Here is a 15,263-nt window from a genome sequence, read left to right as displayed (position 1 = left end):
GCTTAGGCCGCCGCAGCAACCACGCGATTGCGGCCGTCGTGCTTGGCGCGATACAGCGCCACGTCCGCACGCTTGAGCACGTCGGCGACGGGCTCGCCCTTCTTCTCCAGCGTCGACAACCCGATCGAGATCGTGACCTCGATGCGCTTGTTGCCCTTGTCGATGGAGAACGGCTCGCCTGCGATCGAGCGACGCAGACGCTCGGCCACCATGCTGGCGACGTGCATGTCGGTCTCGGGCATGACGATGACGAATTCCTCGCCGCCGTAGCGACAGGCCAGATCGATGCCACGGATCGACTTGCGAATGCGCACGGCGAATTCGCGCAGCACGTCGTCACCGCAATCATGGCCGTGATTGTCATTGATCGACTTGAAGAAGTCGATGTCGAGCATCATCAGCGCCAAGGGCTTGCCGCGGGTCGCCGCCTGCTCTGCCAGCGTTTGCAGATGGCTTTCCATGTAGCGCCGATTATGCAGTCCGGTCAGACCGTCGGTGATCGCGGCTTCGATGGAGTGCTGAACGTTGTCGCGCAGATGATCGGTGTAACGGCGACGGCGCACCTGCGTGCGGGCGCGGGCCAGCAGCTCGTTCTTGTCCACCGGGCGCATCAGGTAGTCGTTGACGCCGATCTCGAGACCGCGCAGCAGCCGCGGATTGTTATCGGCATCGGCAATCGCGAGAATCGGAATCTGCCGCGTGCGCTCCAGCGAACGCGCCTGGCTGCACAGCCGCAGACCGTCGAAATTCTCAAGGCTCAGCGAGACAATGAGCAGATCGTAATTGCCCTCGGCGGCATGAAACAGCGCCTCGGTCGGATTGGGTTCGACATCGACGGTGTGTTCGGCCGACAGGACAGGCGCGAGCCGCTCATAGGATGATGGACGATCGTCGACCAGCAGAATGCGTCCACCCACACCCAGATCAGACACCGCGCTGCGCTCAGGCGCCTGCATGCCGATTTCCAGCGAGGTGATGGCGCGCATGCGCAGCTCATCGGTCATCATCTTTAGACGCGTCAGCGAGCGTACGCGGGCCACCAGCACGGCATCGGCGACGGGCTTGGTGAGAAAGTCATCGGCGCCGGCTTCGAGGCCGCGCACGCGATCGGACGGCGAATCCAGCGCGGTGACCATGACCACCGGAATGAAATGCGTCTTCGGATTGGCTTTCAGGCGACGGCAGACTTCGAAGCCGTCCATGTCGGGCATCATGACGTCGAGCAGGATCAGGTCGCATTCGGAACGCGCGCAGACTTCCAGCGCCTGTGCGCCGTTGGACGCGGTGATGACGTCGAAATACTCCGCCGAGAGACGGGCTTCCAGAAGCTTCACGTTGGCGGGGATGTCATCGACGACAAGAATACGCGCTGACATAGGGAACTCCCTAACCGATGAACCGACGCACGGTTTCGATAAATTTTCCGACCGAAATGGGCTTTGACAAATAGGCTTCGCAGCCGCCTTCGCGGATACGTTCTTCGTCGCCCTTCATGGCGAAGGCTGTGACGGCGACGACGGGGATCATGCTGATCGCAGGATCCTTCTTGATCCATCCGGTTACTTCGAGACCGGAGACCTGTGGTAACTGAATATCCATGAGGATGAGATCGGGGCGGAGCGAGCGGACAAGATCGAGCGCTTCATAGCCATTGCTCGTGCCGACTGTCTGATAGCCATGGGCTTCCAGCAGGTCACGGAAGAGCTTCATGTTGAGCTCGTTGTCCTCCACGATCAGGACGGTTTTTGCCATCCCGCCCTCCAATCCAGAACACGAGCGTTCTTGTTTCGCTGAGCATGATTGCCCTGCGTCACCGGCCAATGTGATGTTCGAAGCGAACTTCCAAATTCACTTCGGCCACCCCGCCGAAGTGCCCGTGTACCGCGCGTATCCCTGCAACTGGAATCGCCCCGGTGACTCGGGCATGATGACTTAAAATAGAGACGATAAGTTACGGAAAGGCAAACACGCGTGATGAAAAAACCCCAGCGCCACCCCAGCGAAGTTGCTGAAATCGTTGCGATTCAGGCGCTGTCCTTCGTTGCCGGGGAACCTGAGCGGCTGGGCCTGTTCCTGTCCGAGAGTGGAATCGGTCCGGAGACTCTCCGCTCGGCTGCAAAGGATCCACAGTTCCTCGTCAGCGTGCTCGATTTCGTGCTGCGCGACGACGAGACCGTGAAGGCGTTTTCGGCGTCGTCGCAACTGGACCCCACCACCATCGCCGCCGCGCGGCAGGCGCTCGATCCCCGCGGGCAGGAATTTACGTGAGCCCCTCCCCGTCGGAGCTAAGCGGACCGCGCTGCTTCTGCCGGGATTGCCTTGTGGATCTGGATGCACGCGTCAAGCGCTGCACGTCATGCGGGTCGCCGCGCCTGGTGCGACACCATGCGCTGCCGTCGCTGACGCTGGCGCATATCGATTGCGACGCGTTCTACGCCACCGTCGAGAAGCGCGACAATCCCGACATCGTGGATCGGCCCGTCATCATCGGCGGCGGCAAGCGTGGTGTGGTGTCCGCGGCCTGCTACATCGCGCGCACCTATGGCGTGCGCTCGGCGATGCCGATGTTCAAGGCGCTGGATCTCTGCCCCGACGCCGTCGTGGTGCGACCCGACATGGCGAAATATGTCCGGGTCGGCCGCGAGGTCCGCCACGCCATGCAGGCGCTGACGCCGCTGGTCGAGCCACTGTCGATCGACGAAGCCTTTCTCGACCTGTCCGGCACGCAGCGCGTCCACGGCATGATTCCGGCCAAGGTGCTGGCAAAATTCGCCGCCGATATCGAGCGAACTGTCGGCATCACTGTTTCGGTCGGTCTGTCGGTGAACAAGTTTCTCGCCAAGATCGCCAGCGATCTCGACAAGCCACGCGGCTTCGCCACGCTCGATCAGGACGATGCCGTGGCCATGCTCGCCGACAGACCCGTCAGCTTCATCTACGGCGTCGGCCCCGCGACGGCCGAGAAGCTATCGCAGCGTGGATTCCGCAAGATCAGCGATATCCAGAAGGCCGACGAGACCGACCTGATGAAACAGTTCGGCGGCGAAGGCCGCAGGCTGTGGCGCCTCGCCCGCGGCATCGATGACCGCCTTGTTGTCGCCGATCGCGGCGCGAAGACGATTTCCAATGAGACGACGTTCAATGAGGACATCCGCGACTACGCCACGCTGGAAAAGATCCTGTGGCGATTGTCGGAAAAGGTTTCATCGCGTCTCAAGAGCAGCGAATTGTCCGGCACCACGGTCACGCTGAAACTGAAGACCGCGGATTTCCGCCAGCGCACCCGCTCGCAGTCGATCCAGTCGCCAACGCAGATGGCGGCGCGGATCTTCGATATCAGCCGCGAGATGCTGGCGAAAGAAATCGACGGCACGGCCTTTCGCCTGATCGGCACTGGTGTCAGCGCGCTCAAGCCCGGCAACGAGGCCGGCGACGACAACATGCTCGACCGCCGTTCATCGCATGCCGAACGGGCAATGGACGACCTCAGGAAGAAGTTCGGCAGTGCCGCGGTGATCCGCGGCATCGCCTATGACGGGCCGGAGAAGCCAAGGACATAATCCCCATAGGGATTGCGAACTTGTGATGGGTCCGGGCTTCCCACGCTGTGGTGGCCGTGAGATGGTCGAATATGGATCTTCGTCGACTCCTGAAATTCTTTCTAGCGATCTTCGTGACCATCGGTCTCTCGGTGGCGCCGGTGGTGACTCCGGCGGCTGCCAAGGGGCCGTCGGCCACGATGACCGACATGTCGGCGATGTCTGGAGACATGCCCTGCTGCCCATCCGAACAGAAGAGTAAGGATTGCCAGGACTGTCCACTTCTCGCGATTTGCGCGTTGAAGACCGCCCAGGCGGGGCCCTCTTTGGCGCCCCCCATGACGGTTCGCCACGCCGTCCGAACCTACCACTCGGTGCTGAATGACGCGCTGACCGATGGTGTCAACCGCCCCCCTCCAGACCACCCTCCTCGCACTTCGATCTGAGCGGCGCTGAGCGCCGTCGCTGCCGCGTGCCTCTTGGCGCGCGGATGACGCATGCCGTTCGCGGCACATCAGATTCGATCGAGGATACCAAACCATGAAGACGTCTCACTCCCCGCGCGCCTTACGGGCTGCGTTGATCGCTGTCGCTTTGGGCGGCGCAAGCACGGCTGCACTGGCTGATATCAAGGACTACGCGTTCGAGCTCGTCGACCAGTCCGTTCAGGCCGGCCCCGACAAGATCATCACCGTCCGCCTGATGAATACCAAGACCGGCAAGCCCGTGCCGGATGCCGTCATTTTTGCAACTCGTCTCGACATGGCTCCTGACGGCATGCAGGAGATGGCCACCAAGGTCACGCCAGTATCGGGGGCCGAGCCCGGCACCTACAAGTTCAAGGCCACCTTCGGAATGGCCGGTCGCTGGCAGCTTTCTCTGGGCGCCAAGGTGCAGGGAGAAACCGGCTCCGTCGAGAACAAGCTCGTCATCACGGCGCAGAAATGAACCGCGCCGTTTTAGCTGGCACCGCCGCCGCGTTCATCGCGGCGGCCGGAGGCGGATTCATCATCGCGCAGCGGCCACCGGCGCACACCCTCGCCTTGGTCACCCCCGCCGATGCGCAGGAAGCCGGCGCGCCGATCTACTATCAAGATCCAGACGGGAAGCCCGCATACTCGTCGACGCCGAAGAAAACGCCGGACGGCCGCAACTACCGCGCCGTTCCGGCAAACGCTGACATCAGCTTCGAGGATATCGTAGCCGAGCCGATGCCGGATCCGAGTTCCGCGGCTACGGAGCGCAAGATCAAGTATTACCGCAATCCGATGGGACTGCCGGACACGTCGCCAACGCCGAAGAAGGACTCCATGGGGATGGATTACATCCCGGTCTTCGACAGCGACGATTCCGACGATGGATCGGTCAAGCTCTCTCCGGGCAAGATACAGCGCACGGGCGTGAAGTCTGAGCCAGCCGCCAGGCGCGTGATCCGGACGACGATCCGCGCACCCGGTACGATCCAGCTCGACGAGCGGCGTATCTCCGTGATCTCGATGCGCGCGGAAAGCTGGGTGCAGAAGGTTGCCGATGTCACCACCGGCACGAAGGTCCGCAGCGGGCAGCCCCTGATGGATATCTACAGCCCCGCGATCTCGTCCGCTGCGGCGGAATACGTCGCCACCATCACGTCGAAGACGACGGGCGGCGACGGATTGTATGGGCGCGGGTCGCGTCAGCGGATCATGAATCTCGATGTTCCGGACACGGTGATTGCCGAAATCGAGAAGAGCCGTATCGTCCCGATCTCCATCGCATGGGCCGCCCCGCAGGACGGCATCGTGCTTGAGCGCAACGCCATCGAAGGCATGCGCGCGCAACCCGGCGACATCCTCTTTCGTATCGCCGATACATCGCTGGTCTGGGCGATGGTCGATGTCGCGGAACGCGATCTTGGAGCCATCGTCGTCGGACAGCCGGTGAACGTCCGGACGCGCAGCCTTTCCGGCAGGCAGTTTGCAGGCAAGGTCAACGTGATCTACCCGCAGGTCAATCGCGAGACCCGGACGACGCGCGTTCGTATCGAACTCGCGAACGCCGATCTCGCTCTGCTGCCGGACATGTATATCGACGCTTCGATCGAGACCGGAAGTGCGGATCCGGTCGTGTCCGTCCCCGAGAGCGCTGTGATCGACACCGGCACCCGGCAATCGGTGTTCATTGACAAAGGACAGGGCCGCTTCGTACCGCGCGACGTCGGACTCGGCCGTCGCGGCGACGGCTATGTCGAAATCCGCGAGGGCGTCGCAGACGGCGAACCAGTTGTCATTTCGGCCAATTTCCTGATCGATGCGGAAAGCAATCTGAAGACGGCACTGAAGGGCTTTTCCGACGCGAGGAGCCCACAATGATCGCCCGCGTCATCGCATGGTCGGCGCGCAATCTGCTGCTGGTGTTGTTCGGCACAGGCTTCGCCGCAGCCGCTGGCATCTACGCGCTGGCACATCTGCCGCTCGACGCCATCCCGGATCTCTCCGACACCCAGGTCATCGTCTATACCGAGTACCCCGGCCAGGCGCCGCAGGTGATCGAGGATCAGGTCACCTATCCGTTGACGACGGCAATGCTCACGGTGCCGAAGTCGAAAGTGGTGCGCGGATTCTCGTTCTTCGGCGTGTCGTTCGTCTATGTCATCTTCGAAGACGGGACCGACATCTACTGGGCCCGGTCGCGCGTTCTCGAATTCCTGAACGGAGCTACATCCCGCCTGCCCGCCGGCGTCACGCCGACGATGGGCCCCGACGCCACCGGCGTCGGCTGGGTCTACCAATACGCAGTGATGTCCAAGGAATTGAACCTTGCCGACACACGGGCGATCCAGGACTGGAATCTGAAATTTGCGCTCGCCAAAGCCGAAGGCGTCGCCGAAGTCGCCAGCGTCGGTGGCTTCGTCAAGCAATATAACGTCGTGCTCGATCCGCTTCGGATGCGCGACCTCGGCATCACCATGCAGAAAATGCGCGACGCTATTCGCGCCAGCAACGCCGATGTCGGCGGCCGCACCGTGGAGCTGTCCGAATTCGAATATGTCATCCGCGGCAAGGGCTATCTGAAGTCGATCAACGACCTCGGCAATGTCGTGCTCAAGACGAACAACGGCACGCCGGTCCTGCTGCGCGACGTCGCGCGCGTCGAACTGGGCCCCGACGAGCGGCGCGGCATCACCGAACTGAACGGCGAAGGCGAAGTCGCCAGCGGCATCGTGCTGCAGCGTTTTGGTGTCAACGCGCTCGACGTCATCGAGAACGTCAAGAAGCGCTTCAAGGAGATCGCCAGCAGTCTACCGAATTCCGTCGAGATCGTTCCGGTCTACGACCGCTCCAACCTGATCAACGCCGCCATCGCGACGCTCAAGCACACGTTGTTCGAAGAAAGCGTGGTCGTCGCCCTTGTCTGTATTTTGTTCTTGCTGCATGTCCGCAGTGCCCTGGTCGCGATCCTGATGCTGCCGGTCGGCGTGCTGATGGCGTTCGGCGCCATGAAGCTGCTCGGTCTTGGCTCCAACATCATGAGTCTCGGCGGCATCGCGATCGCCATCGGCGCCATGGTCGATGCTGCCATCGTCATGATCGAGAACGCCCACAAACATCTCGAGCGCGCGTATCCCGGCAAATCGCGTGTCGAGGTCCTGATCGAGGCAGCCTCCGAAGTCGGCCCGGCACTGTTCTTCAGCCTGTTGATCATCACCGTGTCGTTCATGCCGATTTTCACGCTGGAATCCCAGGAAGGACGTCTGTTCAGCCCTCTGGCGTTCACCAAGACGTTTGCGATGGCGGCCGCCGCCATCCTGTCGGTGACGCTGGTCCCGGCTCTGATGATCATCTTCGTCCGCGGCCGGATCGTTCCGGAACACAAGAATCCGATCAACCGCTTTCTGATCTGGGTCTACCGGCCTGTCATCACCGCTGTGATGCGCGCGAAGACGCTGGTCGTCCTGCTCGCCGTCGCCGTTCTCGTGGCGAGTGTCTGGCCGGCACGTCAGCTCGGCACCGAGTTCATGCCCAATCTCAACGAGGGCACGCTCATGTACATGCCGACGACGCTGCCGGGTATCTCCGTCACCAAGGCCGGAGAACTGCTGCAGATGCAGGACAGGATCATTCGGTCGTTTCCGGAAGTCGCTTCGGTTTATGGCAAGGCGGGGCGCGCTGCCACGGCGACTGATCCGGCGCCCTCCGAAATGTTCGAGACGATCATCAACCTCAAACCGAAGGAAGAGTGGCGATCCGGTCTCACGGTTGATGGACTGATCGCCGAGATGGACAAGGCGCTGCAGTTTCCGGGCGTGTCGAATGCCTGGACCATGCCGATCAAGGCCCGCATCGACATGCTGTCGACGGGCATCCGCACGCCCATCGGCGTGAAGGTGATCGGCACCGACCTCGTCGAGATCGACCGACTTGCGAAGCAGATCGAGCAGGTGCTCAAGGCGGTACCGGGCACATCGTCCGCCTACGCCGAGCGCAGCATCGGCGGCTACTACCTCGATGTGACACCGGACCGCGAGGCATTGGCGCGCTACGGCATCATGATCCAGGACGTCCAGGACGTGATCGGAACCGCGCTCGGCGGCCAGACAGTGACGACGACCGTGGAAGGCCGGCAACGCTTCACCGTCAACATGCGGTACCCCCGCGAACTCAGAGACAGCCCGCAGGCTATCGCCAGCGACGTGCTGGTGCCGATGCCCGGAGGTGGCGCGGTCCCGCTCGGCGAGGTGGCCAGGATTGCGCTGGCGAGAGGGCCGACGTCGATCCGGACAGAGAACGGACAGTTGGCCACCTACATCTATGTCGACATCCGCGATCGCGACCTCGGCGGCTACGTGGCCGACGCGCAGCGCGCCGTCCAGGCGAGCATTCAATTTCCGCCCGGCTACTACGTGATGTGGAGCGGCCAGTACGAATATCTCGAACGTGCGACGGCGCGCCTGAAGATCGTCGTGCCGGTGACGCTGCTGATCATCTTCCTGCTGCTGTACCTGAACTTCCGGTCGATCACCGAAACGATGATCGTCATGCTGTCGTTGCCGTTCGCGCTGGTCGGCGGCCTCTGGCTGATGTGGTGGCTCGGTTTCAACCTGTCGGTCGCAGTCGTCGTCGGCTTCATTGCGCTGGCCGGCGTTGCCGCCGAGACCGGCGTGGTGATGCTGATCTATCTGAATCAGGCATTGACCGCGATCCAGGCGAGACGGGACATTGAAGGACGGCCTCTGACGCGCAACGACCTGTACGACGCCATCATGGAGGGAGCGGTCGAACGCGTCCGTCCCAAGATGATGACGGTGGTTGCCATCATGGCGGGCCTGCTGCCGATCATGTGGAGCACCGGCACGGGCTCGGAGATCATGCAGCGCATCGCGGTGCCGATGATCGGCGGCATGATCTCGTCGACGCTGCTCACACTGATTGTGATCCCCGCGATCTATGCAATTGTTAAGGGCTATCGGCTGCCTCGGGCCGGCTTGATCGCAGCAGAAGGGATCGTTCCTCTGGCCGGATAGCCCGAGCCTGGAGCGACGTGTTCGGACTCAGCCGAACACGTCCTGCACCACGCCGTCCTTGATCACATCGACACCGTCGAGCGTGATCGTCGTCTTGAAGATCGGCAGATCGAAATGTCCCGCGGTGTAACGGCCCGCGAATTCATTGGCGCCGGTGGAGAACAGGAAGTTGCCGGCCACCGCACGGATCTCGGTGCCGTTGGTATCGCGCTGGTCATACATCTGCAGCGCCTCGTAACGCGCATTGGGATTCATGCCCCAGCCCACATGCGACACGGCATAGGCCTCGCGGTCGCCCCAAGCGGCGAGATAGCGCTTCATCATCTCGGCGTCAGCGCCCTCGCCGGTCAGCTCGGTGAGATAGTCGTCCTTGAACAGCATTTTCACCGGCGATGTCAGGTAGCGCTTGAAGGTGAGGTTGATATCACCCGCGTCCATCACCACCGTGCCGTTGATGGTCTTGCTCTTCGGGAAGCTCACCACGATGCCGCCCGGCCAATGCGCCAGCGTGCCCGGCTTGTCGGTCCAGCCCCAGACGCCGACGGTGGCCGCGCCTTCCATGTTGACGTCCAGATCAGTGCCCGCCTTCGACGTCACCTTCATGTGCTTCGTGCCGCGCAGCATCTTCGCCGCCGCGCGCACGCGCTTCTCGAGCGCCGAGTCCGGCACCATGCGCTCGAGTGCTTCCGGATGTTCGTTGGAGATCACGAGAATGCGCGCGCCGGCCTTCAGGATCTCCGGTGTTTCCTTGGCATGCATCAGGCCTTCGATGGTGCAATCCACCACGAAGCCGGCCTGCTGCAGCGCTGATACCACCGGGCCAAGCTGCTGGATCGCTTCGGACGCGCCGGTGGAGCGGATCGGTACCACCTGTTTGTTGCGCGGCGTCGGCACCACGACGTGGAACGGCCGCGCGCCCATGCGGAGCAATGCCAATTCGGCAATGTGCACATTCAGCGCGCGCGATTGCGTCTCGGAGAGGATGGCGGCAGTGTCGCCGGGCTTGACCGCGCAGCGTTCGAAGATCTCGCAGAATGCGTCGATCCATTTCGCCTCGATGCGATCCGCCAGCATGCCGTTTCTCCGTGTTTTAAAGCGATTATGGTTGGATGATAGGCGCGGTCATGTTATATGAAAAGGAATATTTTTAATCTTGAAGGACAATCCGGCGCTGTATTTTGGGCAGTCGCGGGTGTCGCGGAGCGGCGAATTCCATGGCCTTTGACAAAACGGCGTTTGACAAGACGGCGCAGGACAAGGTCGCGGACGACAAGCTCGTGGACAAGGCGCAGGCGGTCAACCCCGCGACGTTTCGTCAGGCACTGGGCCAGTTTCCGACCGGCGTCACCGTGGTCACCGCCACCAATGGCGACCATCCCGTCGGTATGACCGCGAACTCCTTCTCGTCGGTCTCGCTCGATCCGCCGCTGGTGCTGTGGAGCGTCGCCAAATCGTCGCCCAGCCACGATCCCTTCGTCGAGGCTGATGCCTTCGCCATTCACTTTCTCGGCGCCGATCATGGCGAGCTCGCGATGCGGTTCGGCCGTCGCGGCTCCGACAAGTTTGCCGATATCGCCCATGCGCCGGGCATCAGCGGTGCACCGCTGATCGAGGGCCTCGCACCGATCTTCGAATGCAAGACCTGGGCGCGCTATCCCGGCGGCGACCACACGATCCTGGTCGGTGAAGTCGTGCACTTCGTCGAGCGCAATCACGACCCCCTCGTCTTCCACTCCGGACAACTCCGCCGCATCGACAAGGCACAGCCACGGGCGCCGGCCCTGGCCAGCAACAGTTTTGCGCGCAGCTACCTGTCCTATCTCCTGGCGCGCGCCAGCTTCAACGTGTCCAGCTCGTTTCACGCGCGGTTGAAAGAATGGGACCTCACGGTGCCGGAATGGCGCGTATTGGCCTGCCTCGCCGATGTCGAGGGCCTGTCGGTCGGCGAACTCGCCGCGATGGCCTTGATGAAGCAGCCGGGCCTGACGAAAGTGCTCGACCGTATGGAGCGCGACGAGCTGTTGAAGCGTAAGAGCACCTCGAACGATCGCCGCCGCGTGACACTGTACCTCACTGCCAAAGGCCGTACGCGCGTCAAGCCCGTGCAGAAGGCTGCGCTCGAACATGAGGCAGAACTGCTGAAGCGCTTCAACGACGATGAGCGCGCGACCATCAAATACGCGCTCGATCTCCTAATCGACAGCGGCATGTCCGACGATACAACTTCACAATAACGATCGCGATCAAGCGCTGCTCTCTCCACGTCATGGCCGGGCAAAGCGCGAAGCGCGGCTTCGCGGGATGTCCCGGCCATCCACGCCTTCCTTGTGGCCAAGACGTGGATGCCCGGCACAAGGCCGGGCATGACGGAGAAAGTGTCATTGTTTGTAAGTAAGCGACGCCGTTACTTGATCGGCGCGACGACCTTGCCCTTCAGCTCGGAGACGTCGAGCTTCTTCGGCAGCATTCCGGATTCGACATAGGTGTCGAGCATCTTCTGGATCGCATCGAAATTCGGCGCAGCACCTGGATCCCTGGCGAAATCGTTATCCTTCAGCAGATAGGTTTCCAGCACCGGGATCGGCGCCTTCATCACTTCATTGACGACCTTCAGCGTTTCATCGCGATTGGCCAGCGCCTTCTGCATGCCCAGCGTGAGATCGCGCACATACATCCTGGCCAGTTCCGGATTCTTCTCGATGAAGTCGGCGCGGCAGGCTTCGAGAATGTGCACGATGCCGTCCTGCTGCTGCGACAGCGAGAACAGCTTGCGGGTGCCGCCCTTGGCTTCCATGCGCGCGGCAAATGGCTGATTCATCACGGCGGAATCGACGCGGCCCGAACGCAGCGCTTCTTCCGAGAGCGCGAAGCCGACTTCAACCAGCTTGACGTCCTTGGCGGGATCGAGACCGGCCTGCTTCAAGAGGATCGCCATCGGGCCATAGATGCCGGAGCCGAGCGTATTGATCGACATCGTCTTCCCCTTGAGGTCGGCGATGGTCTTGATCGGCGAGTCGTCCTTTACCGCCCAATAGACCGAGAAGCTGCCCGGCTTCTCGAACACATGCTGCGCAACGATCGAAGCCTTGAGGTTACCGCTCTGCACGCCCTGCGCCAGCGCCAGCACCGATTGCGTCGCGCAATCCAGCGCGCCGGCCGCGAGTGCCTGCGTCATCGGCGCGGTGCCCTGAAACTGCACCCACTCGATATTGTATTTCTTGCCGAGATCCGCGAATTCCTGCGGACGCTTCATCATCCAGTATTTGGATTCTTCGGCCGGAATGGTCCAGCCAACCTTGATGGTTTGTTGGGCAAATGCCGAGCCACTGCTCAGCAACGCTCCGAGTGCCAGAGCCGCCACAACGCCACGCTTCGATGCGATCCGCTTCATCCTGAATTCCTCTGTTTTCAGCGATCCGGCCGCAGTCAGAAACGAATGCAATTCTCTTGCCGAAGCGCTCCCCACTCACAATTGTTTCATGCTTCAAATGATCGCGCAATATGCCTCGCTATGGGCTATATTGAAGCAGACTGGTTGGACCGCCAGCCCGGGAATTGATTCACCATGAGCAATGACTCCTTCTTCTCCGATCTCCTCGCATCCATCTCGGAACGCGGACGCACTCTGCTGCGGCTCGGTCCCGCATCTGTGGATCCCAAACAGAACGCATCGGACTTGATCGAACTCTGTGCGGAGCTGTTGTCAGGACGCGGCGAAGCGTCCGGCACGGCCCTCGCGCGCGGCGTGCTCGATCGCTACAAGAGTCTCGACGAGGCCGGCCGCCTCACCTTCTTCGAAAACCTTGCACAGAATTACGGTCCCGATCGTGACAAGCTTGAGAAGGCGATCGAGGCATGGCGCGCCAAGCCCAGCGGCGACATCTCCGGCGAATTGCATTTCGCATCCGAACCGCAGCGGCAGGAACTGTTTCGCCGGCTGAACCGCGCCCCGAACGCGACCAGCGAACTCGTGAAGATGCGTGAAGATCTTCTCGATCTGAAGAATGGTAACAAAGACCTCAACGCCGTCGATCGCGACGTCGTTCATCTCTTGGCATCCTGGTTCAACAGGGGATTTCTGGTGCTGCGCAAGATCGACTGGTCCACGCCCGCCAACGTGCTCGAAAAAGTCATCAAATATGAAGCGGTGCATGAGATCCACGACTGGGATGATCTGCGCCGCCGCATCGATCCCGTGGATCGCCGCTGCTATGCATTCTTCCACCCTGCGCTTGTCGATGAACCGCTGATCTTCGTCGAGGTTGCGCTCACCGAAACCATTCCAGGCGCCATCGCGCCGCTGCTCGCGGTCGATCGCCAACCAGTGCCGATCGAGCGCGCGCGCACCGCAGTCTTCTATTCGATCTCCAACTGCCAGCGCGGTCTCGGCGGCATTTCCTTCGGCAACTTCCTGATCAAGCAGGTGGTCGAGGAACTGCGCCGCGAATTGCCGAAGCTCGATACGTTCGTGACGCTGTCGCCGGTGCCAGGCTTCATGAAGTGGCTCAAGAAGGCCGACGATCTCAACCTGTCCAATGAAGACCAGGCGCTGGTCGACATGCTCGCCGATCCGCTATGGGTCAACGACACGGCGCTGACCGCGCAGCTCAAGCCCGTGATGGAGCAGCTCGCCGCGCATTACTTCCTGAAGGCCAAGAGCCCGCGCGGCGGCCCGATCGATTCCGTTGCCCGCTTCCATCTCGGCAATGGCGCACGACTGGAGCGCATCGACTGGCTCGGCGACACCTCAGCCAAGGGCCTGCGCGAGTCCGCCAGTCTGATGGTGAACTATCTGTATCGTCTCGACGATATCGAGAAGAACCACGAAGCCTATGCGGATCATTACGAGATCGCGGCATCGAGCGCGGTGAAGAAGCTGCTGAAGAGCGAAAGCGGTGGTGGGCTGCGTTTGCTGGACAGCATGCGGCTATCGCGGGCTGAGTGAGATAGGCTTTTAGGTTTATGGCTGTCGTCCCCGCGAAGGCGGGGACCCATAGACTCCAAGTTCAAAACTTGAGCGCCGGAGATGCTCACAGAGTTCTAACTTTGTCGACCGTGGTTATGGATCCCCGCCTTCGCGGGGATGACAATTGAGAGGACTGAGCAAAAAGCTAAAGTCCCCCTTTCGCTTAAAGGCCAGCCCCTCACTTACAAGGCTTGCTGTCCTTCACATTGAACTTGCTCATGGCGCCGCCTATCACGAAGTCATTGTAGTCCAGCACCAGGGACCGCGAGACGCCGTTCTCATAGAGTTCAAACGACATGGCATAGACCGGCGTCTGCTCGCCGCCGTCGGAGGATTTCGCTGACTTGTCGTAGTAGCTGACGGTGACCGGCCAGCGCGTCAGCTTCTTCATGCCGTCATCGCCGGTCGAGGGATCGGGCTCGTTGACCTTGCGATCGCCGGTGATCGCCTGCCCGATCACCGTGAGCGTGCTGTAGACTTTCTCGCCCGTATCCGACCCGTCATAGACATTCAGTTCCAGCACCGACTTGCCTTCGCGCGCGGCGGCAATGATGCGGTGAATCTGCTCGGTCGGAAATACGGTGGCCCCCTCCAGCGTGAAGGTCTTCGCCACCGGCTGCTTCAGCTTGACCGTGACGTGATCGCCTTCGCGCTCCGCAATGCCGTCGACGGCGCTGGCATCGCCATCATTCATGCGGGTGTCGATCTTGAAGCGATAGCTCTTGCCGTCACCGGCTTCCCAGCTGGTGGAGCGCAGATCGCTCAGCGTGGTCTTGTCCTCGCCGCTGTTCAGCTCCGAGACCTGGCGGAAATCCGACGTGTAGCCTTCGCAGGCACTGCCGGTAAAATTATAGAGGATGCGGCCGCTGGCGCTGTTCACGCTGGCATTGCCGCGCGACTTCAACAGCTTCAGTTCATACAGCGCCTGGTGCGCGACAAACGGCGTGCCCGCAGCGGGCGGAGCCGCGAATGCCGACACCGGCGCCACGAAAGTCGCCATCGCCAGTGCCAGCGAGGCAGCCTGGAATCGCGAAACGGAGGAAATGCGGCGCATGGGTTTTCCCTGGATTCTGGAACTACAACAATAGAGAGCGTCCTATTGCGTCGCAACTACGGCCGCGCCGGATTTGCACTGCGCAAATGGCATATTCTGCAGCAAATCTTGCCAGAACCGCACTATTGCGGGGCGGCCCGGTGTCGCCGGATCGTCACTTGCGCGGCGGGACGGTATGGGTGAAACAGAGAGCGCCTGAAC

12 protein-coding genes are annotated in these 15,263 nt (G+C 61.7%); 7 read left to right on the top strand and 5 right to left on the bottom strand.

Annotated features, from left to right (window positions below; genetic code table 11):
* Positions 1 to 2 precede the first annotated feature (2 nt).
* Positions 3 to 1,376, bottom strand: coding sequence for a PleD family two-component system response regulator (locus AB8A38_RS01835; RefSeq protein ID WP_439084751.1), 1,374 nt, complete (start codon positions 1,374 to 1,376; stop codon positions 3 to 5).
* Positions 1,377 to 1,386: 10 nt separating this feature from the next.
* Entirely contained in the window at positions 1,387 to 1,752 is a 366-nt protein-coding gene (locus AB8A38_RS01830; protein WP_068732379.1) for a response regulator, read from the bottom strand.
* A 222-nt stretch (positions 1,753 to 1,974) separates the two neighbouring features.
* Here AB8A38_RS01830 and AB8A38_RS01825 point away from each other — a divergent pair, with 222 nt between their 5' ends.
* The 5 genes from AB8A38_RS01825 to AB8A38_RS01805 all read left to right on the top strand — a co-directional run bounded on the left by AB8A38_RS01825 (position 1,975) and on the right by AB8A38_RS01805 (position 9,042).
* Positions 1,975 to 2,268 carry a DUF3572 domain-containing protein gene (locus AB8A38_RS01825; protein ID WP_116661868.1) on the top strand — a complete coding sequence of 98 codons (294 nt, stop codon included), beginning with the start codon at positions 1,975 to 1,977 and terminating at the stop codon, positions 2,266 to 2,268.
* On the top strand, positions 2,259 to 3,560 hold the full coding sequence (locus tag AB8A38_RS01820) for a DNA polymerase IV (protein ID WP_439088448.1): 1,302 nt from the start codon (positions 2,259 to 2,261) through the stop codon (positions 3,558 to 3,560). The genes AB8A38_RS01825 and AB8A38_RS01820 overlap by 10 nt, the downstream gene beginning before the upstream one ends.
* Positions 3,561 to 4,079: 519 nt before the next feature.
* Positions 4,080 to 4,487 carry a FixH family protein gene (locus tag AB8A38_RS01815; RefSeq protein WP_439084750.1) on the top strand — a complete coding sequence of 136 codons (408 nt, stop codon included), beginning with the start codon at positions 4,080 to 4,082 and terminating at the stop codon, positions 4,485 to 4,487.
* On the top strand, positions 4,484 to 5,890 hold the full coding sequence (locus AB8A38_RS01810) for an efflux RND transporter periplasmic adaptor subunit (protein WP_439084749.1): 1,407 nt from the start codon (positions 4,484 to 4,486) through the stop codon (positions 5,888 to 5,890). The genes AB8A38_RS01815 and AB8A38_RS01810 overlap by 4 nt, the downstream gene beginning before the upstream one ends.
* Positions 5,887 to 9,042, top strand: a complete 3,156-nt coding sequence (locus tag AB8A38_RS01805; RefSeq protein ID WP_439084748.1) for an efflux RND transporter permease subunit — start codon at positions 5,887 to 5,889, stop codon at positions 9,040 to 9,042. Before AB8A38_RS01810 ends, AB8A38_RS01805 begins: the two co-directional genes overlap by 4 nt.
* A 27-nt stretch (positions 9,043 to 9,069) precedes the next feature.
* Here AB8A38_RS01805 and AB8A38_RS01800 read toward each other — a convergent pair whose 3' ends face one another.
* The gene (locus tag AB8A38_RS01800) at positions 9,070 to 10,116 is read right to left on the bottom strand and encodes a peptidase M29 (RefSeq protein ID WP_184517767.1); all 1,047 of its coding nucleotides are present in this window, start codon (positions 10,114 to 10,116) and stop codon (positions 9,070 to 9,072) included.
* 140 nt (positions 10,117 to 10,256) lie between these two features.
* Here AB8A38_RS01800 and AB8A38_RS01795 point away from each other — a divergent pair, with 140 nt between their 5' ends.
* On the top strand, positions 10,257 to 11,276 hold the full coding sequence (locus tag AB8A38_RS01795; RefSeq protein WP_439084747.1) for a flavin reductase: 1,020 nt from the start codon (positions 10,257 to 10,259) through the stop codon (positions 11,274 to 11,276).
* Positions 11,277 to 11,446: 170 nt separating this feature from the next.
* Here the strand turns inward: AB8A38_RS01795 and AB8A38_RS01790 are convergent, their stop codons facing one another.
* Positions 11,447 to 12,433 carry an ABC transporter substrate-binding protein gene (locus tag AB8A38_RS01790; protein WP_068732554.1) on the bottom strand — a complete coding sequence of 329 codons (987 nt, stop codon included), beginning with the start codon at positions 12,431 to 12,433 and terminating at the stop codon, positions 11,447 to 11,449.
* Positions 12,434 to 12,607: 174 nt separating this feature from the next.
* Here AB8A38_RS01790 and AB8A38_RS01785 point away from each other — a divergent pair, with 174 nt between their 5' ends.
* Positions 12,608 to 13,987 (top strand): malonyl-CoA decarboxylase, encoded by a 1,380-nt coding sequence (locus AB8A38_RS01785; RefSeq protein WP_439084746.1) that lies wholly within the window; start codon positions 12,608 to 12,610, stop codon positions 13,985 to 13,987.
* Between the two features lie 199 nt (positions 13,988 to 14,186).
* Here AB8A38_RS01785 and AB8A38_RS01780 read toward each other — a convergent pair whose 3' ends face one another.
* A complete protein-coding gene (locus AB8A38_RS01780) occupies positions 14,187 to 15,062 on the bottom strand; it encodes a cell envelope integrity EipB family protein (protein ID WP_439084745.1) in 876 nt (291 codons plus the stop codon).
* Positions 15,063 to 15,263: the final 201 nt, after the last annotated feature.

Source organism: Tardiphaga sp. 839_C3_N1_4, from assembly GCF_051811045.1.
Taxonomy (GTDB): domain Bacteria; phylum Pseudomonadota; class Alphaproteobacteria; order Rhizobiales; family Xanthobacteraceae; genus Tardiphaga.
The sequence above is the reverse complement of the archived record's forward strand: the minus strand, read 5'-3'. Positions and strand labels throughout refer to the sequence as shown.

Excerpts from the sequence above, each read along its gene's own strand:
- AB8A38_RS01835 (WP_439084751.1), bottom strand. The coding sequence starts at position 1,376 with ATGTCAGCGCGTATTCTTGTCGTCGATGACATCCCCGCCAACGTGAAG.
- AB8A38_RS01830 (WP_068732379.1), bottom strand. The coding sequence starts at position 1,752 with ATGGCAAAAACCGTCCTGATCGTGGAGGACAACGAGCTCAACATGAAG.
- AB8A38_RS01825 (WP_116661868.1), top strand. The coding sequence starts at position 1,975 with ATGAAAAAACCCCAGCGCCACCCCAGCGAAGTTGCTGAAATCGTTGCG.
- AB8A38_RS01815 (WP_439084750.1), top strand. The coding sequence starts at position 4,080 with ATGAAGACGTCTCACTCCCCGCGCGCCTTACGGGCTGCGTTGATCGCT.
- AB8A38_RS01810 (WP_439084749.1), top strand. The coding sequence starts at position 4,484 with ATGAACCGCGCCGTTTTAGCTGGCACCGCCGCCGCGTTCATCGCGGCG.
- AB8A38_RS01805 (WP_439084748.1), top strand. The coding sequence starts at position 5,887 with ATGATCGCCCGCGTCATCGCATGGTCGGCGCGCAATCTGCTGCTGGTG.
- AB8A38_RS01800 (WP_184517767.1), bottom strand. The coding sequence starts at position 10,116 with ATGCTGGCGGATCGCATCGAGGCGAAATGGATCGACGCATTCTGCGAG.
- AB8A38_RS01795 (WP_439084747.1), top strand. The coding sequence starts at position 10,257 with ATGGCCTTTGACAAAACGGCGTTTGACAAGACGGCGCAGGACAAGGTC.
- AB8A38_RS01790 (WP_068732554.1), bottom strand. The coding sequence starts at position 12,433 with ATGAAGCGGATCGCATCGAAGCGTGGCGTTGTGGCGGCTCTGGCACTC.
- AB8A38_RS01785 (WP_439084746.1), top strand. The coding sequence starts at position 12,608 with ATGAGCAATGACTCCTTCTTCTCCGATCTCCTCGCATCCATCTCGGAA.
- AB8A38_RS01780 (WP_439084745.1), bottom strand. The coding sequence starts at position 15,062 with ATGCGCCGCATTTCCTCCGTTTCGCGATTCCAGGCTGCCTCGCTGGCA.